Origin of the sequence: Oceanicola sp. 502str15, assembly GCF_024105635.1 — a bacterium.
In the GTDB taxonomy this organism is placed as follows: Bacteria; Pseudomonadota; Alphaproteobacteria; order Rhodobacterales; family Rhodobacteraceae; genus Vannielia.
Genome location: NZ_WYDQ01000001.1, coordinates 3884443 through 3907933, shown reverse-complemented (window position 1 = coordinate 3907933; position 23491 = coordinate 3884443). Strand labels below are relative to the sequence as shown.

22 protein-coding genes are annotated in these 23491 nt (G+C 65.7%); 12 read left to right on the top strand and 10 right to left on the bottom strand.

Annotated elements, in window-relative coordinates; genetic code table 11:
- Position 1: 1 nt before the first annotated feature.
- Together GTH22_RS19195 and nadC are read left to right on the top strand one after the other, a co-directional pair.
- Positions 2–1579: an L-aspartate oxidase gene (locus tag GTH22_RS19195; protein ID WP_252947195.1), complete on the top strand. Its 1578-nt coding sequence runs from the start codon at positions 2–4 to the stop codon at positions 1577–1579.
- On the top strand, positions 1576–2424 hold the full coding sequence (gene nadC / locus GTH22_RS19190) for a carboxylating nicotinate-nucleotide diphosphorylase (protein ID WP_252947194.1): 849 nt from the start codon (positions 1576–1578) through the stop codon (positions 2422–2424). Before GTH22_RS19195 ends, nadC begins: the two co-directional genes overlap by 4 nt.
- A gap of 127 nt (positions 2425–2551) precedes the next feature.
- Here the strand turns inward: nadC and GTH22_RS19185 are convergent, their stop codons facing one another.
- From GTH22_RS19185 to GTH22_RS19165, 5 genes are all read right to left on the bottom strand, one after another.
- Positions 2552–3733, bottom strand: coding sequence for an alpha-hydroxy acid oxidase (locus tag GTH22_RS19185; protein WP_252947193.1), 1182 nt, complete (start codon positions 3731–3733; stop codon positions 2552–2554).
- Between the two features lie 25 nt (positions 3734–3758).
- Complete coding sequence (locus tag GTH22_RS19180) at positions 3759–4811, bottom strand: DUF475 domain-containing protein (protein WP_252947192.1); 1053 nt, start codon at positions 4809–4811, stop codon at positions 3759–3761.
- A 21-nt stretch (positions 4812–4832) separates the two neighbouring features.
- Positions 4833–5576 (bottom strand): ribonuclease activity regulator RraA, encoded by a 744-nt coding sequence (locus tag GTH22_RS19175; RefSeq protein WP_252947191.1) that lies wholly within the window; start codon positions 5574–5576, stop codon positions 4833–4835.
- A gap of 99 nt (positions 5577–5675) precedes the next feature.
- A complete protein-coding gene (locus GTH22_RS19170; protein WP_252947190.1) occupies positions 5676–6560 on the bottom strand; it encodes an NAD(P)-dependent oxidoreductase in 885 nt (294 codons plus the stop codon).
- 37 nt (positions 6561–6597) lie between these two features.
- Entirely contained in the window at positions 6598–6930 is a 333-nt protein-coding gene (locus tag GTH22_RS19165; protein WP_252947189.1) for a cupin domain-containing protein, read from the bottom strand.
- Positions 6931–7226: 296 nt separating this feature from the next.
- Here GTH22_RS19165 and GTH22_RS19160 point away from each other — a divergent pair, with 296 nt between their 5' ends.
- The 4 genes from GTH22_RS19160 (at position 7227) to GTH22_RS19145 (ending at position 11201) form a co-directional block, all read left to right on the top strand.
- Positions 7227–7913, top strand: coding sequence for a GntR family transcriptional regulator (locus tag GTH22_RS19160; protein WP_252947188.1), 687 nt, complete (start codon positions 7227–7229; stop codon positions 7911–7913).
- 407 nt (positions 7914–8320) lie between these two features.
- Entirely contained in the window at positions 8321–9304 is a 984-nt protein-coding gene (locus GTH22_RS19155) for a TRAP transporter substrate-binding protein (protein WP_252947187.1), read from the top strand.
- 67 nt (positions 9305–9371) lie between these two features.
- Complete coding sequence (locus GTH22_RS19150; protein ID WP_252947186.1) at positions 9372–9905, top strand: TRAP transporter small permease; 534 nt, start codon at positions 9372–9374, stop codon at positions 9903–9905.
- A 12-nt stretch (positions 9906–9917) separates the two neighbouring features.
- Positions 9918–11201 (top strand): TRAP transporter large permease, encoded by a 1284-nt coding sequence (locus GTH22_RS19145; RefSeq protein ID WP_252947185.1) that lies wholly within the window; start codon positions 9918–9920, stop codon positions 11199–11201.
- 34 nt (positions 11202–11235) lie between these two features.
- On the opposite strand, the gene GTH22_RS19140 is transcribed toward GTH22_RS19145, so the two are convergent.
- Positions 11236–11892 carry a GntR family transcriptional regulator gene (locus GTH22_RS19140; RefSeq protein WP_252947184.1) on the bottom strand — a complete coding sequence of 219 codons (657 nt, stop codon included), beginning with the start codon at positions 11890–11892 and terminating at the stop codon, positions 11236–11238.
- 132 nt (positions 11893–12024) lie between these two features.
- Between GTH22_RS19140 and dctP the strand changes: the two genes are divergently transcribed.
- From dctP to GTH22_RS19110, 6 genes are all read left to right on the top strand, one after another.
- Positions 12025–13005: a TRAP transporter substrate-binding protein DctP gene (gene dctP / locus GTH22_RS19135; protein ID WP_252947183.1), complete on the top strand. Its 981-nt coding sequence runs from the start codon at positions 12025–12027 to the stop codon at positions 13003–13005.
- A gap of 64 nt (positions 13006–13069) precedes the next feature.
- Positions 13070–13651, top strand: coding sequence for a TRAP transporter small permease (locus GTH22_RS19130; RefSeq protein WP_252947182.1), 582 nt, complete (start codon positions 13070–13072; stop codon positions 13649–13651).
- Entirely contained in the window at positions 13651–14967 is a 1317-nt protein-coding gene (locus GTH22_RS19125; RefSeq protein ID WP_252947181.1) for a TRAP transporter large permease, read from the top strand. The genes GTH22_RS19130 and GTH22_RS19125 overlap by 1 nt, the downstream gene beginning before the upstream one ends.
- On the top strand, positions 14964–16211 hold the full coding sequence (locus GTH22_RS19120; protein ID WP_252947180.1) for a malonyl-CoA decarboxylase: 1248 nt from the start codon (positions 14964–14966) through the stop codon (positions 16209–16211). Before GTH22_RS19125 ends, GTH22_RS19120 begins: the two co-directional genes overlap by 4 nt.
- Before the next feature lie 5 nt (positions 16212–16216).
- Positions 16217–17734: a malonyl-CoA synthase gene (locus GTH22_RS19115; protein WP_252947179.1), complete on the top strand. Its 1518-nt coding sequence runs from the start codon at positions 16217–16219 to the stop codon at positions 17732–17734.
- A 439-nt stretch (positions 17735–18173) separates the two neighbouring features.
- Positions 18174–18899, top strand: a complete 726-nt coding sequence (locus GTH22_RS19110) for a SapC family protein (protein ID WP_252947178.1) — start codon at positions 18174–18176, stop codon at positions 18897–18899.
- Between the two features lie 8 nt (positions 18900–18907).
- Here GTH22_RS19110 and GTH22_RS19105 read toward each other — a convergent pair whose 3' ends face one another.
- Genes GTH22_RS19105 through GTH22_RS19090 form a run of 4 tightly spaced genes read right to left on the bottom strand, consistent with a single transcriptional unit; the run spans position 18908 to position 23488 of the window.
- Positions 18908–19738 (bottom strand): hypothetical protein, encoded by an 831-nt coding sequence (locus GTH22_RS19105; RefSeq protein ID WP_252947177.1) that lies wholly within the window; start codon positions 19736–19738, stop codon positions 18908–18910.
- A complete protein-coding gene (locus GTH22_RS19100) occupies positions 19735–21321 on the bottom strand; it encodes a glycoside hydrolase family 43 protein (RefSeq protein WP_252947176.1) in 1587 nt (528 codons plus the stop codon). Before GTH22_RS19100 ends, GTH22_RS19105 begins: the two co-directional genes overlap by 4 nt.
- A complete protein-coding gene (gene mgrA, locus GTH22_RS19095) occupies positions 21318–22370 on the bottom strand; it encodes an L-glyceraldehyde 3-phosphate reductase (RefSeq protein WP_252947175.1) in 1053 nt (350 codons plus the stop codon). Before mgrA ends, GTH22_RS19100 begins: the two co-directional genes overlap by 4 nt.
- Entirely contained in the window at positions 22367–23488 is a 1122-nt protein-coding gene (locus GTH22_RS19090; RefSeq protein WP_252947174.1) for a Gfo/Idh/MocA family protein, read from the bottom strand. The genes mgrA and GTH22_RS19090 overlap by 4 nt, the downstream gene beginning before the upstream one ends.
- Positions 23489–23491: the final 3 nt, after the last annotated feature.

Below are 23491 nucleotides of genomic sequence, written 5' to 3'. Positions count from 1 at the left end.
GGTGAGCGCCCCAATCGAAACGTCCCGCGTCATCATCGTCGGAGCGGGGCTGGCGGCGCAATATGCCGCGCTGAAGCTGGCCCCGCGTCCGGTGCTGGTGATCTCGCCCGAACCGCTCGGCACCGGCGCCTCCTCGGCATGGGCGCAGGGCGGCGTGGCGGCGGCGATGGACCCGGCGGACAGCGCCGAAGCCCATGCGCGCGATACCGTGAGCGCGGGCGCAGGCACGGTCGATGCGGGCGTGGCAGAGGCCGTCACCAAGGAGGCGCGCGACCATATCCTCGATCTGACCGGGCTGGGCACACCCTTTGACCGCACCGAAGACGGCTCCTACGTGATGTCGCGCGAAGCAGCGCATAGTTTTGCCCGCGTCGTCCGGGTGCGCGGCGATCAGGCCGGGGCCGAGATCATGCGCGCCCTCACCGCTCAGTTGCGCGAGGCAGCGCATGTGCAGGTGCTCGAAGGGGTCATGGCCACGGCGCTCGAAGTATCCGAAGGGCGCGTCACCGGCGTCGCCGTGGCCCGCTGCAACGCGGGGCTCAGCGCAAGTGTCGTGCTGCGCGGGGCGGCGGTGCTTCTAGCGGGCGGCGGCTCGGGCGGGCTCTATGCGCTCACCACCAACCCGCCGCGCATTCGCGGGCAGGTCATCGGCATGGCGGCCCGCGCCGGGGCGCAGATTGCGGATGCCGAGTTCGTGCAGTTTCATCCCACGGCCATCGCCTGCGGCATCGACCCGGCCCCACTGGCAACTGAGGCGCTGCGCGGCGACGGGGCAGTGCTGATCAATCGGCACGGCACACGCTTCATGCTGGACGCACACCCCGACGCCGAACTTGCCCCGCGCGACATCGTGGCCCGCGCCGTCTATGCCCAAACGCAGGCCGGATTGGCCCCCGCGCTCGACACCCGCGCCGCGATTGGCGCGGCGATCCTCACCGATTTCCCTGCCGTGGCCGCCGCCTGCCAGAAGGCCGGACTCGACCCGGTGACGCAGCCCATCCCGGTGGCTGCCGCCGCGCATTACCACATGGGCGGGGTCGCCACCGATGGCTCCGGCCAAAGCAGCCTGCCCGGCCTCTGGGCCTGCGGCGAGGTGGCCTCGACCGGGCTGCACGGCGCAAACCGGCTGGCCTCGAACGGGTTGCTGGAGGCGCTGGTCTATGGTCGCCGCTGTGCACAGGCCATCGACGCCGCCCTTCCGGCCCCGGCGCCGGCGCAGGAAGTCCGCCTGCCCCAACTTGCCCCGACAGAGCCGCCCGATGCGACGCTGGTGGCAGAGCTTCGGCAAGCCATGACAGACGGGGCCGGCGTGATCCGCACCGCCGAGGGCCTCACCCGGACGCTCGCCAGCATCGCCCGCATCGAAGCCGCGCAGCCCGGGTGCGAGGCGCTGGCCAACATGACGGCCACCGCCACGCTGATTGCCGCCGCCGCGCTGGCACGCCGCGAAAGCCGGGGCGCGCATTTCCGCTCGGACTATCCGGAGGCTGTGGGCGAAACGGGCCAACGCTCCCGCATGACGCTCGCCGAAGGCCTCGTCATCCGCGCTGCCGCCACGACCAGAGAGGAACCTGCATGACCCAAAGCCCCCTGCCCGATCTGATCCTCGAACCGCTGGTCCGCGCCGCCCTGATGGAAGATCTCGGCACCTACGGCGACATCACCACTCGCACCGTCATCCCGCCCGGCACGGTCTATGCCGCGCGGCTCAACGCCCGCGAGGCCGGGGTTGTCTCGGGGCTGCAAATTGCCGCGCTGGCCTTCCGGCTGGTCGACCCCACGCTGAAGATCACCGCGCTCAAGGCGGATGGCGATGCCATCGCACCGGGCGACCTGCTGATGGAAGTGACCGGCGACGCCGCCTCGATCCTCTCGGGCGAACGGGTGGCGCTCAACTTCGCCGGGCGGATGTCGGGGATCGCCACGCTGACCGCCGCCTTCGTGGCACAGACGCAGGGCACGAAAACCCGCGTGACCTGCACCCGCAAGACCACCCCGGGGCTTCGCCTTGTCGAAAAACAGGCCGTGCTGCACGGCGGTGGCTTCAACCACCGCTTCAGCCTGTCGGACGCGATCCTGATCAAAGACAACCATATCGCCGCCGCCGGGGGCATCCGCCCGGTGCTTCAGGCGGTGAAGGCACGGGCCTCGCATATGATGCGCTGCGAGATCGAGGTGGACCGGCTGGAGCAACTCGCTGAAGTGCTCGACGAAGGCGGTGCCGCCGTGGTGCTGCTGGACAACATGAACACAGAGGAGCTTGCGCAGGCTGTAGAGATGGCCGCGGGGCGCGTGGTGCTGGAAGCCTCGGGCAACATGCGGCTCGAGCGGATCGCGGAGGTCGCGGCGACGGGGGTGGATTACATTTCGTCCGGCGCGCTGACCCATTCGGCCAAGGTGCTGGACCTCGGGCTGGATTTTTGAAGGCGCGGGAGGTTCGGCCCGATCTGCACCTGCTGCATGACGTGCCCCAAAGGTTCACTCGATACGGCGGAGCTTGGCAGCGGTGATCTGTTTGGAAGACGGGGCTATGCGGAATTGCTGATCCGGGTCAGCGGGCGGGGGTGAAGCGTTCCAGTGCAAGGAGGTCTGGGGAGAGGCCTTCGAGGCCCAGAACGCCCAGCATTCCGAGGTCGGCGCGAAGCTGCACACGCAGGAGGTCGATGGCATGGGCCATGCCGGCCTGGCCGGCCACGGCGGCGGCGTAATTCATCGGGCGGCCGATGAAGGTGAATCCGGCACCGAGCGCCATAGCCTTCAGGATATCGGTGCCGCGAAGGATGCCGCCGTCGATCATCACCGCCATATCGCCCGCCCGTTCCAGGACGGCGGTGAGCACACGGAGGGGGGCCACTGCGCCATCGAGCTGGCGGCCGCCGTGGTTGGAGAGGATCACGCCCTCGGCACCGAGCGCCCAGGCGAGGGCGACATCATCGGGGTGGAGGATGCCTTTCAGAACGAGGCGGCCTTTCCAGAGTTTGCGGACCTCAGTGAGCAGATCCCAGTTCAGGAACTCCCGTCCCGAGAAATCCCGCACCGCCTGCCGCGAAAGCAGCGGGGCACCGCGCCCCGCCGTCGCGTTCTCAAAATGCGGGGCGCCGTGCTGCGCATAGGTGCGCAGGAAGGTGCCGAGCGCCCAGCGCGGGTGGGTCAGGCCCTGCCAGAGGAGGGCGAGATTGGGGCGGATGGGGGTGCGGTAGCCGGAGCGCAGGTTGTTTTCGCGGCTGGGCACAACGGCGCTGTCGAGTGTGATGACGAGGGTTTCGACCCCTGCCTTTGCAACCCGTTCGAGCAGGGCGGCGATGTCGGTGAGGTGCTGCGGAAAATAGGCCTGATACCAGACATCGGGGGCTTCTGCAGTGATCTCTTCGAGGCGGATCAGCGAGGCGGCGCTGACGATCATGGGGATGCGAGCGGCCTGCGCGGCGCGGGCGAGCACGAGGTCGCCGCGGTAGGCGGTGAGGGCCGAGACGCCCATGGGGGCGATGCCGAAGGGCATGGCATAGTCCAGCCCCATAACGCGGGTGGAGAGGTTGCGGGTGGAGACATCGACGCCGACGCGGGGCAGCAGGCCGATCTCGGCGAAGGCGGCGCGGTTGTCGGTGAGCGAGGCGTTGGTTTCGGCGGCGCCTGCGACGTAGCCGAAAATCGGCGCGGGCAGGTGGCGGCGGGCCAGTGGCTCGAAATCCTCGAGCGCGTAGACGCGGGCGAGCGCCCTGCCCCGCCCGATCATCGGCAGCTTGCTCCGTTTCCCGTGGTCATGACTGCCCTCCCTCGGCCCTCTTGTAGCGCCGCGAGCTGATCACCGCCAAGCCGATCAGCACGACACCGAGAAGCCCCGTGACCGGCTCGGGCACCCGCACCACCGATTGCGCGAAGAGCGCGAGGGAGAGGAAGAACACCGAATAGAAGGCGCCGTGCTCGAGGTAGCGGAAATGGGCGAGCGTCTGCTTTTCGACGATCATGATGGTGAGCGAGCGAACGTACATTGCGCCGATGCCGAGGCCGATGGCGATGAGGAAGAGGTTGGTGGTGAGGGCGAAGGCGCCGATGACGCCGTCGAAGGAAAAGCTGGCGTCGATCACTTCGAGATAGAGGAAGGCGCCGAGTCCACCCTGCGCGGCGACCTTGGCGGTTGAGGCCTGCTCGCTGTCGAGGATGTGGCCGAGCACATCGACCGCCGAGAACACCAGCAGCCCGAAGAGTGCGCCGAAGACGAAATCGGCCCTCACCCCGGAGGGCAGGCAGAAGGCGAAGCCGACGACCACCAGCAGCACCAGCGCGGTTTCGAAGCCGCGGATCGCGCCGTAATCGGACAGGCGACGTTCGAGCCACTGGATCCAGTGCACGTCTTTGCCCTCGTCGATGAAATAGGTCAGCGCGACCATCATCAGGAAGGTGCCGCCGAAGGCCGAGATCGACAGGTGCGCCTCTTCGATGATGTGGGCGTATTCGTCGGGGTGGGAGATGGCGAGGTTCAGCGCCTCGATGGGCCCAATCCAGGCGGCGGTGCAGACCACGGCGAGCGGGAAGACGATGCGCATGCCGAAGACGGCGATGAGGATGCCCCATGTAAGGAAGCGCCGCCGCCAGATCTCGGACATCGTGACAAGGCGGTTGGCGTTGACCACGGCATTGTCGAAAGACAGCGCGATTTCGAGCGCAGCGAGGATCGCGCCGAGGATCAGGAAGTTGAACACGCCGCCCAGTGTGCCGGTGTTGTGCCAGCCGAGCCAGGCCGAGAGCGCAAGGCCCAGCACGGTCACGATCACCGGCCATATGAAGTAGGAGCGGAGGGGGCGGCTTTGCATTCTGGTCCTTTCGAGAGGCGGTCAGCGGGCCTGTTGGGCCTGCCACGCCTTGTAGCGCTCCTGCACGTCGGGGTCGGTTGGCGGGTAGAGCCCGATGATCGGGTGTCCCGCTCGGACCTGCTCCAGAACGAAACTCTCGAACTCTTCCATAGGTTCGGCCTCTGCCGCAATCTCGTCGGCCAGGTGGCGGGGGATCACCATGACCCCGTCGCCATCTCCCAGCAGGATGTCACCGGGATACACCGCAACCTCGCCACATGCGATGGGCAGGCCGATATCGACCGCGTGATGCTTGGTCAGGTTGGTTGGGGCGGAGGGCTTGCCGGCGTAGACCGGCATTGCGAGCGCCGCCGCCCCTTCGGCATCGCGCACGCCGCCATCGGTGACGACACCCGCGCAGCCGCGGATTTCTAGACGGGTGAGCAGGATCGAGCCGGCGGAGGCGGCAGAGGCATCGCCCCGGCAATCCATCACCAGCACCGCGCCCTCGGGGCATTGCTCCACCGCCACGCGCTGCGGGTGGTCGCGCTCGCGGAAGGCTTCGATCGGGTCGGTGTCGGGGCGGGCGGGGATGTAGCGCAGGGTGAAGGCGGGGCCGACCATGGTGGGCTTGCCGGGTGCCAGCGGCATGGCGCCCTGGATGTAGGCGTTCAGGTAGCCGCGTTTGTAGAGCAGCGTCGCGACGGTGGCGGTGCTGGCGCCGCGCAGGCGGGCGAGCGTGGTGGGGCTGATCGGGGTGACATCGGCGGGGGCGGGATTGGCCATGGGAGTCCTCGGAGGTTGGGTGATTTTGGCGGGCGAAAGGCTGCGCCCGCGCCGGGGTGGCGGCGCGGGTTGGAGGGCGACGGGTGGCTGCCCCCTGCCCTAGCCGCGTGCGAGCTTCAGGAAGTAATCGTAGATCTCGGGCACGTTGCCCTCGCCCAGCCCGGCGGCCACGGCGGCCTCGAGGTTGTGCGAGGTGCCCTCGGCGATCTCGGCGCGGGTGCCGAGGTCTTCGGCCATCTCGAGGAAATAGCCCAAGTCCTTGTTGGCATTGTTGATCGAGAAGCCTAGGTCGCTCACCCCGTCGACCGCGTAGTTCTTGCAGAACCCCATGAAGGGCGAGTTGGAGGGGCCGGTAGACATGATCTCGTAGAGCTGCGCCCGGTCGACGCCTGCCCGCTCGGCCACGGCGAAGGCCTGGCTCATGGTGCAGACGGTGGTCATGCCCATGAAGTTGTTGATGAGCTTGGTGGTGTGCCCCGCCCCCAGCGCGCCGAGGTAGAAGACGTTCTCGCCCTGATCGTCGAGCACGGGCTTGACCTTGTCGAAGGTCGCCCTGTCGCCCGCGGCCATGATGTTGAGCAGCCCGTCCTTCGCGTGGGCGGGGGTGCGGCCCAGCGGCGCGTCGATCATGCTGGCACCCATGGAGGCGAGGTCGGCGCCGATGCGGCGGGTGGAGGCGGGGATGGAGGTTCCGTAGTCGATCAGAACCGAGCCCTCGCGGATGCCGGCGATGATGCCATCGTCGCCGTAGACCAGCTTTTCGACCACGTCGGAGGTGGTGAGGCAGAGCATCACGATGTCGGCGGCTTCGGCAAGCTCGCGGGCCGTGGCGGCCTCACGGGCATTGCCGCGATCAAGAACGGTCTTCACCGCATCCTTGTTCAGGTCCATCACGACCAGCTCGTAGCCGCGCTTCTGGAGGTTCTCCACCATGTTGCCGCCCATGAGGCCGAGGCCGATGAAGCCGATGACAGGTTTGGTCATGCTGTGCACTCCCTTGTATTGAATGAAATTGTCGGGGTTAGAGGAAGTCTTCGCGGTGCGGCGTGAAGACATCCAGAAGCGTGCCTGCCTCGAGGCAGGTGGCGCCGTGTTCGATGTTGGGCTGCTTGTAGAGCGAGTCGCCGGGGCCGACGATGTAGGTGTCGTCGCCAATGGTGAACTCGAACCTGCCCGAGATGACGTAGGTGATCTGCTCGTGGGGATGGTGGTGGCGGGCGGCTATGGTGCCCTTCTCGAAGTGCACCTCGACCACCATCGCGTTGTCGGCATAGGCGCCGACCTTGCGGGTGAGGCCGCCGCCTGCGTCGAAGCTTTTCGCCTCGCCGGCGGGGAAGTGGTTTTTGACGGTCATCGGCGTGTCCTTCGGCGTCAGATGGTGGCGTGGCTCGGGTAATCCGGGGGCGTGGGACCCGGTGAGCCGGTTGCAATGACGATTCGACTGATCGCGCAATCTGGAATACTAGTAATCTTATTCGCATGCCAGTCCGAAAACCTCGGAGATGCGTGCAAGGCGGTGCAGCGGACGGAATGGCCAAGCCTTTGGTCCCGTCGGAAGAGGGCAACACCGGGGCTGTGGTTGGCCAGACGCCGATTGGCGCGGCCGGATTGAGGGACTATAAATCGAGGACGCAAAGGGGACCCCGAGACATGCGAAACACGCTGGCCACCGATCGCCGCACGACGGTCGATGATATTTTCGACCATCTCTTCGGCGAGATTAACTCCCTGCGCCTGCGCCCCGGCGACCGAATTTCGGAGGCCGAGATCGCGGCGCAGTTCGGCGTGTCGCGTCAGCCGGTGCGCGATGCCTTCACCCGGCTTGCCAACCTCGACCTGCTGCTGATCCGCCCCCAGCGGGCCACCGAGGTGAAGCGCTTTTCCTCCCGCGAGGTCGAGAAGTCGCGCTTCGTGCGGGCTTCGGTGGAGTTCGAAGTGCTGCGCCGTGCCGCGGGAAACGCCAGCACCGCGGCGCGCAAGCTGTTGGAGGCCTGCCTGAAGCGCCAGCGGACGGCCATCGACAAGGGCGACTACCAGAAGTTCGGGGAGCTGGATTACGAGTTTCACCAGGCGCTCTGCGATATCGCCGATGCGGGTTTTGCCTTTGAGGTGATTGCGCAGGAGAAGGCCAAGGTCGATAGGCTCTGCACTCTCGGGCTGAGCAAGGAAGACCGGATGCCCCAACTGCTCGAGGATCACGAGGCCATTGCGGCGGCCATCCTCGATGGTGACGCCGAGCGTGCGGTGGAGGCGGGCAAGCTGCACCTGTCGCGGCTCGATGCCACGATTGCCTCGATCGAGGCAACCAACGGGCATTACTTCGACCCGAGCGACTGACGCGCGCGTCCCGGCTCAGTCCACTTGTGCGGCAGCGTTGTGCCCGGGGTCCGGCGAGCCTGCGTCCTTACGGAAACCTCACCTGTGTGCGGCAAAAGAATCGGCGCTGCCTTCAGCTTTCCGTTGACTTATTCTGGTATACTAGTATTGGCTTTAGACAAGGGATCGACCCGCGCCGTTCCCTGATGCACCCGCCCTCGGCAGGCAAGATCGGGGGTAAGTTTCGAGGAAGGTCAACAAGCCCGTTGACTCAATTGATATATTAGTTCTGGATTGGTGCGGGAGGAGAGAGTTCGCCGCAATGTTGCGGCCGTATCACTGTAAAACAAGAGCGAACGCCATGGCCTGCGCCCAGAAGACCGCGGGAGAATCAATGGCAGGTAGTAAAACGACTGGGAGGAATATTAATGAACAAGACAATCAAGACGGCATTCGTCGGCGCGGCCACCGCGATCGCCATGCTTTCTAGCGCGGCCTATGCCGCTGAATGGCGCGGCTGGAACATCCATGTCGACGGCTACCCGAACACGGTGGCGATGGACAAGTTCGCCGAGCTGGTCGCCGAGAAGACTGGCGGCGAGATCACGCTGCAGATGTTCCACGGCGGCACGCTGGGCGACCAGCCCGACGCCATCGAGCAGGTGCGCCTCGGTGGCCTCGAGATCGGCAACTTCAACCTCGGCCCGATCGGCCCCATCGCGCCGGAAGCCAACGTGGTTTCGCTGCCCTTCATCTTCAAGGACGTGGACCACATGTTCCGCGTGCTCGACGGTGAGGCAGGCCAGAAGATCGCCGATGGCATGGCAGCCAAGGGCCTCGTGCCGCTGGCCTGGTATGACGCAGGCGCGCGCTCGTTCTACAACGCCGACCACGCGATCAACGCGCCAACCGACCTTCAGGGCATGAAGGTGCGGGTGATGAACAACGATCTCTATTCCGGCATGATCTCGCAGCTTGGCGGCAACCCCTCGCCGATGGCCTTCGGTGAGGTCTATCAGGCGCTGAAGACCGGCGTGGTGGACGGGGCCGAGAACAACTGGCCCTCCTACGAATCGACCGGCCACTTCGAAGTCGCGGGCTTCTACTCGCTGAGCCAGCACCTGATCATCCCCGAGTGCGTCTGCATCAACGCCGATGTCTTCAACGGGCTGAGCGACGAGCAGAAGACCGCGCTGACCGAAGCCGCGCAGGAATCGGCCGAGCTGCAGCGCCAGCTCTGGAACGAGCGCGAGGCCGCCAGCCGCGACAAGGTGATGGCCGCAGGCGTGACCATGAACGAGATCGCCGACAAGGCCCCGTTCCAGGACGCCATGGCGCCGGTCTACGAAGCCTACCTCGAGGCCAACCCCGACCTGCGCCCGCTGGTCGAGCTGATCCAGGCCACCGAGTGAGCTGAAAAGCACCCCGCGCCCGCCCCGCCCCATGGGGCGGGCGCATTCCTTTGCCGAGGGCACCCCCATGATACCGCCGCTTCCCGACGACTCCCCGGCATGGCTGGGCCGGTTCAACCGTTGCCTCGATGTGCTTGCCAGCCTGTGCCGCCTTCTCACCGGCCTGTCGCTGGTGGTGCTTACGGTCATCTTCGGGTGGCTGGTGTTTGGCCGCTACGTGCTCAACGCCACGCCCACATGGGTCGAACAGGTGGCGCTGCTGCTGATCATGGTCATCGCCTTCATCGGCGCGGCGGTGGGCGTGCACGAGAACTCGCATCTCTCGGTCATGGCGCTGCGCACCTCGGTGCCGGTCTGGGTCCGCAACGGGCTGGTGGTGCTCTCCGACCTTCTGCTGCTCTGCTTCGGCGGGATGATGGCCTTCTACGGGGCCAAGCTGACGCTGTTCAAATGGGGCTCGTCGATTCCGCTGATCCACATGCCGGAGGGGCTGCGCTCGCTGCCGCTGACCATCGGCGGCGGGCTCATCGTTCTTTTCACCTTCGGCCATCTGCTCCGCTTCGTGCTGGGGCGTGACTGGCGCAAAGATCTCATTCAATAGAAGGCCGCCGACATGGGAATTTTCGTTCTGCTGGGGATGTTCGCGCTCTGCGTGGCCATCGGTGCACCGGTCGCCTTCGCCCTCGGCATCTCCGCCATCGCGGCCTTCTGGTTCGAGGGGCTGCCGCTGATGATCGGCTACCAGCGGATCATCGCGGGCATCAACGTGTTCTCGCTCATGGCGATCCCCTTCTTCATCTTCGCGGGTGAGCTGATGTTTCATGGCGGCATCGCCATGCGGCTGGTCAGGTTCGCCTCCGCCGCGGTGGGCGCGGTGCGCGGCGGGCTCGGCATCGTCAACGTTTTCTCCTCCATGCTCTTCGGCGGCATCTCGGGCTCGGCTGTGGCCGATATCTCGGCGCTCGGCTCGATCCTGATCCCGGTGATGAAGGAAAAGGGCTATGACGCCGATTACGCGGTGAACGTCACTGTCACCTCCTCGATCGCCGGCATCGTCATTCCGCCCAGCCACAACATGATCATCTACGCCATCGCGGCGGGCGGCGGGCTTTCGATCTCCAAGCTGTTCATGGCGGGCGTGGTGCCGGGGATGCTGATGTGCCTCTGCCTTGCCGTCGCCGCCTATGTCGTGGCGGTGCGCCGGGGCTATCAGGCCGAGGTCTTCCCCGGCTTCACCTCGCTGTTCCTGAGCTTCATCGCCGCCCTGCCCGGCCTCTTCACCGCGGTCATCATCGTCGGCGGCGTGCTTTCGGGCGTGTTCACCGTCACCGAATCCGGGGCCTTCGGGGCGATCTACGCCTTCGTCGTCACCCTGCTGGTCTACCGCAGCCTCACCTGGGAAAGCTTCATGACGGCGGTGAAAAGCGCGGTGCGCACCACGGCCATGGTTATGATCCTGATCGCCTGCGCCGGGGCCTTTGCCTACATGCTCACCTTCTACCGGGTGCCCGACAAGACGGTGACCCTGCTCACCACCATCACCGAGAACCCGATCCTGATCCTGATCCTGATCAACGTGGTGCTGCTGGTGCTCGGCATGATCATGGACATGGCGGCGCTGATCCTGATCTGCACGCCGATCTTTCTGCCGGTGGCCTACAGCATCGGGCTCGATCCGCTGCAATTCGGGATCATCCTGATGATGAACCTCGGCCTCGGCCTCTGCACCCCGCCGGTGGGCGCCTGCCTCTTCGTGGGCTGCTCGGTCGGGCGGCTGCCGATGGAGCAGGCGGTCAAGACGATCTGGCCGTTCTACCTGGCAATCCTGGTGGCGCTGCTGATGGTTTCGTTCATCCCGGCGATCTCGCTGACCTTGCCCGGGCTCATTGACGTCTAAAGCTGGGGCTGTCCCGGGGCATCGGGTGGGGCGCTTACTCCGCGGCCTGCTTCAGCCCGGCCATGAGGTGGTGAAACTTCTCGCCCTGTACTGCAACATGCGCCCGTAGCGCCTCAGCCGCTTCGGGCGCATTGCCGCGCTCCAGCGCCTCGACGATGGCTTCGTGCTCGCTCATCGACTGCCTGAGCCGCCCGCGCAGCCTCAGTTGCATCCGGCGGAAGGGCATGAGCCGTTTTTGCAGGCGAAGGCATTCGCCTTCGAGGAAGCCGTTGCCGGACTGGCGGTAGAGGATTGCGTGGAAGCGCTCGTTCTCGTGGTAGTAGCCGTCATGGTCGGAAGCGGCCACTGCGGCGAGGCAGCGGGCGTTGGTGGCGCGCAGGTCGTCCAGGGCGGCATCGGTGATGCGGGTGGCGGCGAGGCGGGCGCAGGCGGCTTCGAGCTCGGCCATCACCTCGAACATCTCGATCAGCTCCATCGGCCCCGGCTGGCGAACGAAGGTGCCGCGATGGGGGATGTGCTCCACGAGGCCCGAAAGCGCCAAGCGGTGGAAGGCCTCCCGCAAAGGTGTGCGGGACACGGCGAAACGCTCGGCCAGCTGCACTTCGTCCAGCCGTTCGCCATTGGCGAAGTCGCCCCCGAGGATGAGCCCCTCGAGCTGTTCGGCGATTATGTCTGACCGCTTCTGATCCATGTCTCGATCTTAGCTCCAAATCCTGCCGACAAGAAGGGAATTATTGTATACAAGATTGTTGACCTTGCGAACAATGGGTGCAAGGCTTGGCCCCGGAGGAGTCCTGAAGGACCGTAACCCAGGGAGGAAATCATGAAATACACAGCACTCGCGGCAGCCGCCGCGCTATTTGCAGGCACCATCGCCGCCGAGGCCACGGAGCTGAGGCTCTCGCACCAGTGGTCGGAGGGCGACGTGCGCCACAAGGTCGCCCAGATGGTGGCCGACGAGGTTGGCGCCGCGGGGGTAGACCTCGACATCACGATCTTTCCCAGCCAGTCGCTGTTCAAGGCGCGCGAGCAATACAAGCCGCTGAGCCGCGGGCAGGTCGACATGATCGTGTTTCCGCTCTCCTACGCGGGCGGGCTGCGCAACGCCTACAACCTCACCCTCATGCCAGGGCTGGTGAAGAACCACGACCACGCCGCGCGGATGAACGACAGCGAGTTCATGGGCGAGATCGAGAAGATACTGGCCGAGGATGACATCATGGTGCTGGTGCACGGTTATCTTGCGGGTGGGTTTGCCGGCAAGGACAAGTGCATCACCGCCCCCGAAGACGTGCAAGGTGCCCAGACCCGGGCCGCCGGCAAGGCCTTCGAGGAAATGCTCGCCGGGGCGGGCGCCTCGATTGCCTCGATGAGCTCTGCCGAGATCTACAACGCCATGCAGACCGGCGTGCTGGATGCGGCAAACACTTCGTCGTCGAGCTTCGTGTCCTACCGGATCTACGAACAGGCCAAGTGCTTCACCCCGGTGGGCGATTACGCGCTCTGGTTCATGTATCAGCCGCTGATGATGAACAAGACGGCCTATGACGGGCTGACCGACGAGCAGCGCGCTGCCCTCGATGCCGCCGCCGAGAAGGCGCAGGCCTTCTATCTCGAAGAGGCCAAGCGCGAGGACGGCGAGGCCAAGGAGGTGTTCGAGAAGAACGGCGTCGAGATTTCGGAGATGACCGAGGAGCAGTTCAAGGCGTGGCAGGCGATTGCCGAGGAAACCGCCTACAAGACCTTCCGCTCCGGTTCCGAGCAGGATCAGAAGCTGCTCGATCTCGCCCTCTCCGTCGAGTGACATGAACACAGGCGGTCCGGCCACGTAAGGCCGGGCCGCCCCTTTCCTGGAAAGTCCCCCGAAGATGTCTGGATCTGCCCACCCCACCCCCGCCGCACGCCACGGCGGCAATCCCATTCTGCGGGCCATCGGCGTCCTCAGCACCGGCTGCGGCGTCATTGCGGCGCTGCTGATCGTCGCCGCCGTTGCGATCACCTGCCAGATGATCTTCATCCGTTGGGTGCTGAACGGCTCGACGGTCTGGCAGACCGAGGGCGTGACCTACATCGTCATTGCCGCCACCATGCTGGGCCTTCCTTACGTGCAGCATCTGCGCGGCCATGTGAACGTAGACCTGCTGCCGCTCATGCTGCCGCCCCCCGCCCGCAAGGCCTTGGCGATCTTCGTTCAACTGCTGACCCTCGCCGTGATCGGCATGATGCTGTTTTACGGCTACGAGTTCTGGCACGAAGCGTGGGACTGGGGCGAAACCTCCAACTCGCCGTGGAACCCCAAGCTCTGGATGCCCTACCTCGCGCTGCCGCTCGGCTTTGGCCTTTACACCCTTCAGGTCGCCGCCGACCTCTGGGCCCTGCTTGCGGGCCATGACACCCCCTTCGGCCTCGACCCCGAGGCAGGCTTCACCGACGGACGGGAGGGCCACTGATGGACCCGCTTCTGCTGGGCGCACTGGTCGCCGTTTTCACCATTCTCGTGCTGTTCTCGGGCATCTCCGTGGGCGCCGGGTTGCTTGTGGTCGCTGCGGGCTTCCTGATTGTCTTTGACGGGATGCGCTCGCTCTCGCTGCTGCCGGAAATCTTCTTCGGCAAGCTCGACAACTTCGCCCTGCTCTCGATCCCGATGTTCATCATCATGGGCGCGGCCATTTCATCCACCCGCGCGGGGGCCGATCTTTACGAGGCGCTGGAGCGCTGGCTGACGCGCGTTCCCGGCGGGCTGGTCATTTCCAACCTCGGGGCCTGCGCGCTCTTTGCGGCCATGTCGGGCAGCTCGCCCGCCACCTGCGCCGCCATCGGCAAGATGGGCATCCCCGAGATGCGCAAGCGCGGCTACCCGGACGGGGTGGCGGCGGGCTCGATCGCGGCGGGCGGCACGCTGGGCATTCTCATTCCGCCCTCCGTCACCATGATCGTCTATGGCATCGCCACCGAAACCTCGATTGGCCGCCTTTTCCTTGCGGGTGTGCTGCCGGGGCTGATGCTGGTGATGCTCTTCATGGCATGGTCGCTCTATTCCACATGGCGCTCGGGCGACACCAACCTGCTCAGCGGCGCCAGCTACACCTGGCGCCAGCGGATCGAGATTCTGCCCCGCGTGGTGCCCTTCATCCTGATCATCCTCGGCGTGCTCTATGCGCTCTACGGCGGGGTCGCCACGCCCTCGGAAACCGCTGCCGTGGGCGCGCTTCTCTGCCTGCTGGTGGCCGTGGTGATCTACCGGCTCTGGAACCCGCGCGACCTTTGGGTGGTGCTGCGCGACAGCACCCGTGAAAGCGTGATGATCCTCTTCATCATCGCGGCGGCGGGGGTGTTCAGCTACATGCTGTCCTCGCTCTTCATCACCCAGTCCATCGCCAACTGGATCGGCACGCTGGAAGCCAACCGCTGGGTTCTGATGGGCGCGATCAACCTGTTCCTGCTGGTGGCAGGCTTCTTCCTCCCGCCCGTGGCGGTGATCCTGATGGCGGCGCCGATCCTGCTGCCGATCATCACCACCGCCGGGTTCGATCCGATCTGGTTTGCCGTGGTCCTGACGATCAACATGGAAATCGGGCTGATCTCGCCGCCGGTGGGGCTGAACCTTTACGTCATCAACGGCATCGCGCCCGATATCCGGCTGCAAACCATCCTCAAGGGCTCGCTGCCTTTCGTCGCCTGCATGGTGTTGGGTATCGTGCTGCTCTGCCTCTTCCCCGGGCTCGCCACATGGCTGCCCGACGCCGTGATGGGACCGGAACTATGACCCTGCTCGCCGACCTGCTCTCCACCGTCTTCGAGCGCCGCATCCGCTCGGATGCCGCCGCGCGGCTGGGCGATCGCGAACTGCCGGACCTTGCGCGCGACCTCATCGGCACCACGGGCGAAATGTCGGGGCTCGCGCTCGCCCGCGCCATGCTCGACCGTTACGCGGCGCTTGGGGACGATGACCGGCTGGCGTTCTTCCACTTTCTCGCGGGCGAGATGGGGGTCAACCCGGAAGCCACGCGTGCGGCACTGGAGGCGCTGAATGCAGGCCAGACCAAGGCCAGCTACCGCGCCTTCATGGAGGCTTCCGAACCGCCCCGACAGGAACTGATCCGGCGGCTCAACCAGGTGCCGGGCGCCACGGGGGCGCTGGTAGAGATGCGGGCCGACCTGCTCAGGCTCGGGCGGGGCGACGAGGCGCTGATGGCGCTCGACCTCGACTTTCGCCACCTCTTTGCCAGCTGGTTCAATCGGGGCTTCCTAGTGCTGCGCCCGATCTCATGGGAGACTTCGGCGCAGGTGCTCGAGAAGATCATAGCCTATGAGGCGGTGCACGCGATCCACTCCTGGGCCGACCTGCGGCGGCGGCTGGAGCCGAGCGACCGGCGCTGTTTTGCCTTCTTCCACCCGGCGATGCCTTCGGAACCCTTGATCTTCGTCGAAGTGGCACTGACGCAAGGCATTCCCGGCTCGGTGCAGGGGCTTCTGGCCGAGGGGCGCCCTGCCCTGCCCGAAGCCGAGGCCGATACGGCGGTATTCTACTCCATATCCAACTGCCAGGCGGGGCTTGCGGGGATTTCCTTTGGCAACTCGCTGATCAAGCAGGTGGCCGCAGATCTCTCTTCCGAGGTGCCCGGCCTCTCCACCTTCGTGACCCTCTCGCCCATCCCGGGCCTTGCGGCGTGGATGGAGGAAACCGGCCAAGAGGCCGAAGATGAAACCAGCCTGCGCCAGTTCGCCGCCTACTACCTGACGCGCATAAAGGGCCGCGGGCCTGCGCCGCGCGACCCGGTGGCGCGCTTTCACCTCGGCAACGGAGCGCAGGTTCACATGATCCATGCCGGCGCCGACACTTCGGACAAGGGGCGGGCACAGTCCCATGGGGTGATGGTGAACTACCTCTACGACCTTTCCCGCGTGACCCAGAACCACGAACGCTTTGCCGCGAGCGGCGAGATTTCGTCCTCCCCGGAAGTGCGGTCGCTCGCCTCCGCCGCCGAGAAGACACTGATCCAGGAGTAAGCCCGATGGCCAACCCGCTTTATGACCGGCTGTTCGGAGCCCATGAAGGGAAGTCGACGCCCTTCCTCATCCTTCACGACGACCGCACGATTACCCATGGCGCCTTTCTGGCGATGGCGGCCCGCTTTGCCAACGCGCTGACTGCCGCCGGGCTGGCGCCGGGCGACAGGCTCGCGGTGCAGATCGAGAAAAGCCCCGAGGCGCTGGCGCTCTATGCTGCGGCGGTGCGGGCGGGCGTTGTCTTTCTGCCGCTGAACACTGGCTACACCGCTGATGAGGTGAGCTACTTCGTCGAGAACAGCGGCGCCCGGCTTCTGGTCTGCGACCCCGCCCGCGCCGAGGCACTCGGCCCTGTGGCCGCCCGCTTTGGCGCGGAGCTGCGCACGCTCGACGCGACAGGCGAGGGTAGTTTTGCGCAGAGCGCGGCAGGCATGCCAGAAGAGTTCGATACCGTGGAGCGCAGGGAAGATGACCTTGCCGCCTTTCTCTACACCTCCGGCACCACCGGACGCTCGAAGGGCGCAATGCTCACGCAGGCGAACCTGCTCTCCAACTGCGTCACGCTGGCCGAGTTGTGGAAGTTCACCGCGGAGGATGTGCTGCTGCATGCCCTGCCGATCTTCCACACCCACGGGCTTTTCGTGGCAACCAATGTCACCCTCGCGGCGGGCGGGGCGATGATTTTCCTGCCGAAGTTCGACATTGACGCGGTGCTCACCCTGATGCCCCGCGCGACCACGATGATGGGCGTGCCCACCTTCTACACCCGCCTGCTGGGCGACGCGCGTTTCACCGCCGAACTGGCAGGGCCGATGCGCCTGTTCATCTCCGGCTCCGCCCCGCTGCTGGCCGAGACCCACCGCCAGTTCGAGGCCCGCACCGGCCAGCGCATCCTCGAGCGCTACGGGATGACCGAAACCAACATGAACACGTCCAACCCCTACGACGGCGAGCGCCGCGCCGGCACGGTGGGCTTTCCGCTGCCCGGCGTTGAGCTGAAAATCACCGATCCGGCCACGGGCGCCGAGCTGCCACAGGGCGAGATCGGCCAGATCGAGGTGCGTGGGCCGAATGTGTTCAAGGGCTATTGGCAGATGCCAGAGAAGACCGCCGCAGAGTTGCGGGACGACGGGTTCTTCATCACCGGTGACATCGGTGTGGTGGATGACGAGGGCTATGTGTCCATCGTCGGGCGCGGCAAGGACCTGATCATATCGGGGGGCTACAACATCTACCCCAAGGAGATCGAGGCGCTGCTCGACGACCAGCCCGGGGTGCTGGAAAGCGCGGTGATCGGCGTGCCCCATGCCGACTTCGGCGAAACGGTGCTGGCCGTCCTGGTGCCCGAACCGGGGGTGAAACCCGACATGGCCGCCATCGAGGCGGAGGTGGCGGACAAGCTCGCCCGCTTCAAGCACCCGCGCCGCATGGTCATCCTCGACGGTTTGCCGCGCAATACGATGGGCAAGGTCCAGAAGAACCTGCTGCGCGAGACCTACAAGGATACATTTGCGGCGACCTGACATGATGCGCGGGGCATGCCCTTGGCGGGCACGCCACCGGCGAAGGCTCAGGGAGTCAGCTCCATGTCGAGCAGGGCGAAGCTCAGGGCTTTGCCGTGGGCGTCGATCGCCAGACTGCGGGTGACACCGCCCTTGAGCGCGCCTTCGATCACGAAGTTCATCGCGTTGAGTTGCGGCAGCTGTTGATCGCTGGCAGTAACCCATGAATGCCAGCCAAACTTGGTTCACGCCTGTCACCACCAGCGCAGTACCTATGCCGCTCTCACCGGCTCTACTGACGTAGCGACACCGCAGACAGCCCCTCCACCCCGCCATCAGGGCTCACACCCCGGCCTGCAACAGCGAGGCATTCCGCGCCCCATGAGAGCCCCCGCCTCTTGCAACCTTGCTCACAGCCGTTACACCGGGGCGGTCACGCAAAAGGCGAGGAGATCGGACCATGGCTAAGCAGTTGCTGTTCTACGAAAAACCGACAGCGGTAAATCCGGCAAAGCACGGTAAGACCAGCGTGAACACGGCGGGCAATTTCAGCTTTACCGCCGAGGTCAACTCGGTGCCGATCGCGGCCGCCGAGTTTGCCCACTGCGCTGCCGAGTACCCGATTGTCTTTGCAGGAGATGCGGCCGCGCCCGTGCCCTCGGTGATCCTTGGTCTCGACGGGTCGAAGAACGCCTTCATCGGCAAGAAGGGGGCTTGGCTCGGCACCTACGTGCCCGCCTATATCCGGCGCTATCCCTTTGTCCTGTCGCATCAGGACGAGGCCGGCAGCCAGACCCTGCACGTCGACGAAGAAGCCGCTTGCCTCAACACCACCGGCAAGGGCGAGGCGATGTTTACCGAGGATGGCAAGCCGTCCGAGTACCTCGAGGGCGTGCTCAAGTTTCAGCAGGAGTATCAGGCCCAGCACCTGCGCACGCAGGCCTATGCCAAACGGCTGGCCGAGTTGGAGCTGCTCGCGCCGATGCAGGCCAACTACACCACGCCCACCGGCGAAAAGCGGACGCTGCAGGGCTTCTTCTCCGTCGACCGCGAAAAGCTCAAGGCGCTGGGCGATGAAGCGGTGATGCAGATGTTCCGCAATGACGAGTTGGAGTGCACCTACCTCCACCTTGCCTCGCAGCGCAACTTCGCGGCCCTGGCCAACCGGGTCGCCAAGGCGACCTGACATCCGGCCTATGATTCAGCGGGGCGGGCGTAGCGCACAAAGGCAAAGCGCCGCCCGTCCGGTGACCACGAGGGCACGTTGATCGTGCCCTGCCCTCCGTAGAGGCTGACCAGTGTTTTCGCCGCGCCGCCGGCCGCCGGCATCATCCGCAGTTCGACATCGCGGCCAAACGGGTGCCCGCTGGTTCCTGGCGGATAGGACAGAAACACCACATTTCGACCGTCGGGCGAAGGATGTGGAAACCAGTCGACACTGTCGCCGCCGGTCATTTCCTCAGGTTCGCTGCCATCGGCCCGCATCCGCCAGAGGTTCATCTGGCCACCCCGATCCGAGTTGAACCAGATATGCGCGCCATCCGGTGTGTAGTCCGGGCCATCGTAGTGCCCGCGCCCGGCAATGAGCACCGTTTCATCGCCCCCCGCCTCGGGAATGGTCGCAATGCCGAACACGCCCTCGCGACGGCAGGTATAGGCCAGCGTCTCGCCATCGGGTGACCAGCCATGCCACCAGCTCGGGGTCTGCATGGTGATCCGCTCGGGCACGCCGCCCGTGGCCGGAAGCGTGTAGATGCAGGACTCGCCGGCCTCGCTGCTGTCGGAGATCACCAACCAACGCCCATCGGGCGAAAGGCCGTGGTCGTTGTTGCATTGGGTGTGCCCGCCGGTGTCGATTTCCACCAGTTCCGGCGCGTCCAGCGCCACCCGGAACAGCTTGCCCTCGGCGTTGACGATCAGCGCCTCCCCGGCCCAGTTGGGCGCTTCGATATGCCGGTCGGTTTCGAGCAGCGCCGTGATCTGGCCGCTCTCCACATTGAAGATTTCCAGCTTGGCAAAGCTCATGTCGGATCGTAGCTGAACCGGGTGAAGTCGGCCGTCTGCCCCTGCCCGGTAATATCGAAACAGGCCATGCCGACGAAGGCCCCGGTGAACGACCCATGCTCGCCCCGCCCGCCCTCGTCGGAGATCACGGACGCGTCCAGCTCCGGCCCGAAGGGCTGCCAGTTTCCGCCGCCCTGCCGGTAAATGAACTGCTGCTTCGCGTGATCGACCTCGACGGCCAACTCGACGGGCCCGTCTTCCAACGGCACGGGGGCCGCGGGAAACTGCATCCGCCCGTCCGGCCAGTCGCCGGGGCAGGACATGAGCATCAGGCAGCGCCCGTGTTCGGCGCTCCACGACAGGGCGGCAAAGTGAAACTTGTATCGGTTGTAATAAGTCGTGAGGCCCGCCGCCTGCTGGTAGGTGGTCGGCTCGAACACCTCCAGCGTGGTGGCAGCGCGATACTTCAGGTGCTCCTGCCGCCGCGCCACAAGGCTCTGCTCGAACCAGCTTCCAATGCTCTCCCGCCCGATCAGCCGCAGCGCCTTGCCGGTGAGGGTGAAGATCCGCTCGGGCTCCGGGGTGCGCAGCCATTGGAACTCCGGCGGCAGGGTGTCGGTAAACCTGCGTTCGATCGCTTCCGGCGGATGCTGCTCCACATCAAACGGCGCAGGCACCTCCAGATGCGCCAGCGTGCCGCCACCCTCGACGTAAAGCCAGTCGTCCCGCCACTCGCATTTCTCGATGCCCGTCTCGCGGCCAAGCGGCGAGAACCGCCCCGGAAGCGGGCGGGAGCACAGGAAGGTGTGATAGGTCTCGCCCTCCGGTGTCTCCACAATCTGCCCGTGCCCGGTGCGCTGCAGCGGCGCGTCCGGGTCGTCCTTGGCCGTGAGCAGATGGGTGTCAGGGTGCAGCTCGTAGGGGCCGAACACATGGCGGCTGCGGGCCATCGTCACCGCATGGTCATACCCCGTGCCACCCTCCGCCACTGTCAGGTAATACCACCCGTTCCGCTTGCTCAGGTGCGGCCCCTCGGTCAGCCCCAGCGGCGAGCCTTTGGAGATCACCTTGATCTCTCCCCTCAGCCCCTCCTCCGGGTGCCATTCCTGGCAGAGAATGCCGTCAAAGGCAGAGGTCTTCGGCTTCCCGCCAATCGACTCGCTGATGTGGTTCCATTGCAGCACCAGCCAGTACATCTTCCCGTCGTCATCATGAAATAGCGATGGGTCAAACCCGTGGCTGCTCACATAGATCGGGTCGCTCCACGGCCCCTCAATCGAAGGCGCAGTCACGATGTAATTGTGCGCATCCTTGAAGTTGCCATCGTACCGCTTCACGTCGGTGTAAACGAGCCAGAAGAGGCCATCGGCATAGCTCAAACAGGGCGCCCAGATGCCGCAGCTGTCCGGGTCGCCCCGCATATCGAGCTGGCTCGCACGGGAGAGCGGGCGGCAGGCCAGGTCCCAGTTCACCAGGTCCTTCGAGCGGTGAATCTGCACGCCCGGGTACCACTCGAAAGTCGAGGTCGCGATGAAGTACTCGTCGCCCACCCGGCAGATCGAAGGGTCCGGATTGAAGCCGGGGAGGATCGGGTTGCGGATCATCGCTGCGCCGCGCCTTTCGTTTGCTCGGCAGATTGTGCCCAGAGGTTGATCGCCTCCTCGTCGGCGTATTCGTCGATCTCCGCCAGCTCTCCTTCCGTGAACTCCAGGTTCCCCACCGCACCGACGCAATCCACCACCTGAGAGGGCTTGCTCGCCCCGATCAGCGCCGTGGTGATCCCGCCGCCGCGCAGCACCCAGGCAATCGCCATCTGCGCCAGCGTCTGCCCGCGCAGCTCGGCAATGGCATTGAGCGCCCGGATGTTCTCGATCGCCCGCTCGTTCAACATCTCGCTGCGCAGGCTCTTGGCCTGCGTGGCCCGGCTACCGTCCGGCACCCCGCCCAGATACTTCGCCGTCAGCATCCCCTGCGCCAGCGGGGTGAAGGCAATCGAGCCGACGCCCAACTCCGCCAGCGTGTCCTTCAACCCGTCCCGCTCGACCCAGCGGTTGATCATGTTGTAGCTCGGCTGGTGGATCAGGCAGGGCGTGCCCAGCTCCTTCAGGATCGCCACCGCCTCCCGCGTCCGCTCCGAATTATACGAGGAAATCCCCGCATAAAGCGCCCGCCCCGAGCGCACGATGTAATCCAGCGCGCCCATCGTCTCTTCCAGCGGCGTGTCCGGGTCAAACCGGTGCGAATAGAAGATATCGACGTAATCCAGCCCCATCCGCCTCAGCGACTGGTCACAACTCGCCACCAGATACTTCCGGCTCCCCCACTCGCCATAAGGCCCCGGCCACATGCCGTATCCCGCCTTCGACGAGATGATCAGCTCATCGCGGTAAGGCGCAAAATCCGTCCGCAAAATCTCGCCAAAGGCCTGCTCCGCCGCGCCCGGCCTCGGCCCGTAGTTGTTGGCGAGGTCGAAATGGGTGATCCCGTGGTCGAAGGCCGTGCGGCAGATTTCCCGCTTGGTCTCATGCGGCGCGTCGTCCCCGAAGTTGTGCCAAAGCCCCAGCGACACCGCCGGCAGCTTCAGCCCCGACCGCCCGCACCGCCGATACGCCATCCGCTCATAGCGGTCCTCCGCCGCCGCATAAACGCTCATGCCAGCAACCCCCGCGCCGCATCCGGCCCCAGCGCCTCGGGGCGCGCGCAGGTGGTGGCAATATCCAGCGCGCGGCCTTCCTCGCCCGCCTTGAGGATCGAGGTCATCACATCCACCACATGGGTGGCAAACGCATCCGAACACCGATGCGCCCGCCCCTCCAGAATCGCCTGCGCCATATCGGCCAGCCCTGCCGTGCGATAATTCGCCCGCACCCCCTCGTTCGACTTGCCAAACGGATGCGCCCACTCGCCGGAAATATTGGTAAACGCCCCCTTCTCCGTCACCCGCACCTCGCCGCCAAAGAAGTTCGGGTCCGGCACATGCAGGGTGCCCTCGGTGCCATAAAGCTCCATATTCGCATGCCCATGCTGCCACACGTCCCAACTGGCGATAAACGTCACCTGCGCCCCGCTCTCGAATTGCAGGATCGAGTGGATCGTCGTCGGCGTCTCCACCCTGATCTTCTCGCCATGGCGCGGCTGCGAGGTGATGGTGCGGTATTCATTGGCGCTGGAACTCATCGCCACAACGCGCACCACCGGCCCGAGCAGCTGCACGAGGTTGCTCACGTAATAGGGGCCAATGTCCAGCACCGGCCCGGCCCCCGGCTGAAAGAAGAAATCCGGGTTCGGGTGCCACATCTCCATGCCCGCGCTCTGCACGAAACAGGTGCCGCTCGTGATCCGCCCCACCGCCTCGCTGTCCACCAGATGCCGCGCCAACTGATGCGCCCCGCCAAGGAAGGTATCGGGCGCCGAGCCAACCCGCAGGCCCTTGCTCTCGGCCAGCGCCTTCAGCGCCTCGCCCTGCTCCAGCGTCAGCACGAAGGGCTTTTCGCTATACACATGCTTGCCCGCCTCCAGCACACGTTTGGACACCTCGAAATGCGCGTTGGGCACCGTGAGGTTCACCACGATATCCACGTCATCGGCCGCCAGCAGCCCGTCGATGCTCTCCGCCCGCAGGCCAAACTCCTCAGCCCGCGCCTTGGCGGCCTCCTCGCTCAGATCGGCGCAGGCCCGCATCTCGATGCCCCTGAACAGCGGCGCAAGCCGCATGTAGGCGGCCGAAATGTTGCCGCAGCCGATCACGCCAATTCCCAGAACATCAACCATGGC

Coding starts and splice junctions, on each gene's coding strand:
- GTH22_RS19185 (WP_252947193.1), bottom strand. CDS start 3,733: ATGATCGGGCGGGGCAGGGCGCTCGCCCGCGTCTACGCGCTCGAGGAT.
- dctP (WP_252947183.1), top strand. CDS start 12,025: ATGAAATACACAGCACTCGCGGCAGCCGCCGCGCTATTTGCAGGCACC.
- GTH22_RS19090 (WP_252947174.1), bottom strand. CDS start 23,488: ATGGTTGATGTTCTGGGAATTGGCGTGATCGGCTGCGGCAACATTTCG.
- GTH22_RS19175 (WP_252947191.1), bottom strand. CDS start 5,576: ATGGCCAATCCCGCCCCCGCCGATGTCACCCCGATCAGCCCCACCACG.
- GTH22_RS19120 (WP_252947180.1), top strand. CDS start 14,964: ATGACCCTGCTCGCCGACCTGCTCTCCACCGTCTTCGAGCGCCGCATC.
- GTH22_RS19105 (WP_252947177.1), bottom strand. CDS start 19,738: ATGAGCTTTGCCAAGCTGGAAATCTTCAATGTGGAGAGCGGCCAGATC.
- GTH22_RS19155 (WP_252947187.1), top strand. CDS start 8,321: ATGAACAAGACAATCAAGACGGCATTCGTCGGCGCGGCCACCGCGATC.
- GTH22_RS19160 (WP_252947188.1), top strand. CDS start 7,227: ATGCGAAACACGCTGGCCACCGATCGCCGCACGACGGTCGATGATATT.
- nadC (WP_252947194.1), top strand. CDS start 1,576: ATGACCCAAAGCCCCCTGCCCGATCTGATCCTCGAACCGCTGGTCCGC.
- GTH22_RS19165 (WP_252947189.1), bottom strand. CDS start 6,930: ATGACCGTCAAAAACCACTTCCCCGCCGGCGAGGCGAAAAGCTTCGAC.
- GTH22_RS19145 (WP_252947185.1), top strand. CDS start 9,918: ATGGGAATTTTCGTTCTGCTGGGGATGTTCGCGCTCTGCGTGGCCATC.
- GTH22_RS19180 (WP_252947192.1), bottom strand. CDS start 4,811: ATGCAAAGCCGCCCCCTCCGCTCCTACTTCATATGGCCGGTGATCGTG.
- GTH22_RS19170 (WP_252947190.1), bottom strand. CDS start 6,560: ATGACCAAACCTGTCATCGGCTTCATCGGCCTCGGCCTCATGGGCGGC.
- GTH22_RS19130 (WP_252947182.1), top strand. CDS start 13,070: ATGTCTGGATCTGCCCACCCCACCCCCGCCGCACGCCACGGCGGCAAT.
- GTH22_RS19100 (WP_252947176.1), bottom strand. CDS start 21,321: ATGATCCGCAACCCGATCCTCCCCGGCTTCAATCCGGACCCTTCGATC.
- GTH22_RS19125 (WP_252947181.1), top strand. CDS start 13,651: ATGGACCCGCTTCTGCTGGGCGCACTGGTCGCCGTTTTCACCATTCTC.
- GTH22_RS19110 (WP_252947178.1), top strand. CDS start 18,174: ATGGCTAAGCAGTTGCTGTTCTACGAAAAACCGACAGCGGTAAATCCG.
- GTH22_RS19150 (WP_252947186.1), top strand. CDS start 9,372: ATGATACCGCCGCTTCCCGACGACTCCCCGGCATGGCTGGGCCGGTTC.
- GTH22_RS19115 (WP_252947179.1), top strand. CDS start 16,217: ATGGCCAACCCGCTTTATGACCGGCTGTTCGGAGCCCATGAAGGGAAG.
- GTH22_RS19140 (WP_252947184.1), bottom strand. CDS start 11,892: ATGGATCAGAAGCGGTCAGACATAATCGCCGAACAGCTCGAGGGGCTC.
- mgrA (WP_252947175.1), bottom strand. CDS start 22,370: ATGAGCGTTTATGCGGCGGCGGAGGACCGCTATGAGCGGATGGCGTAT.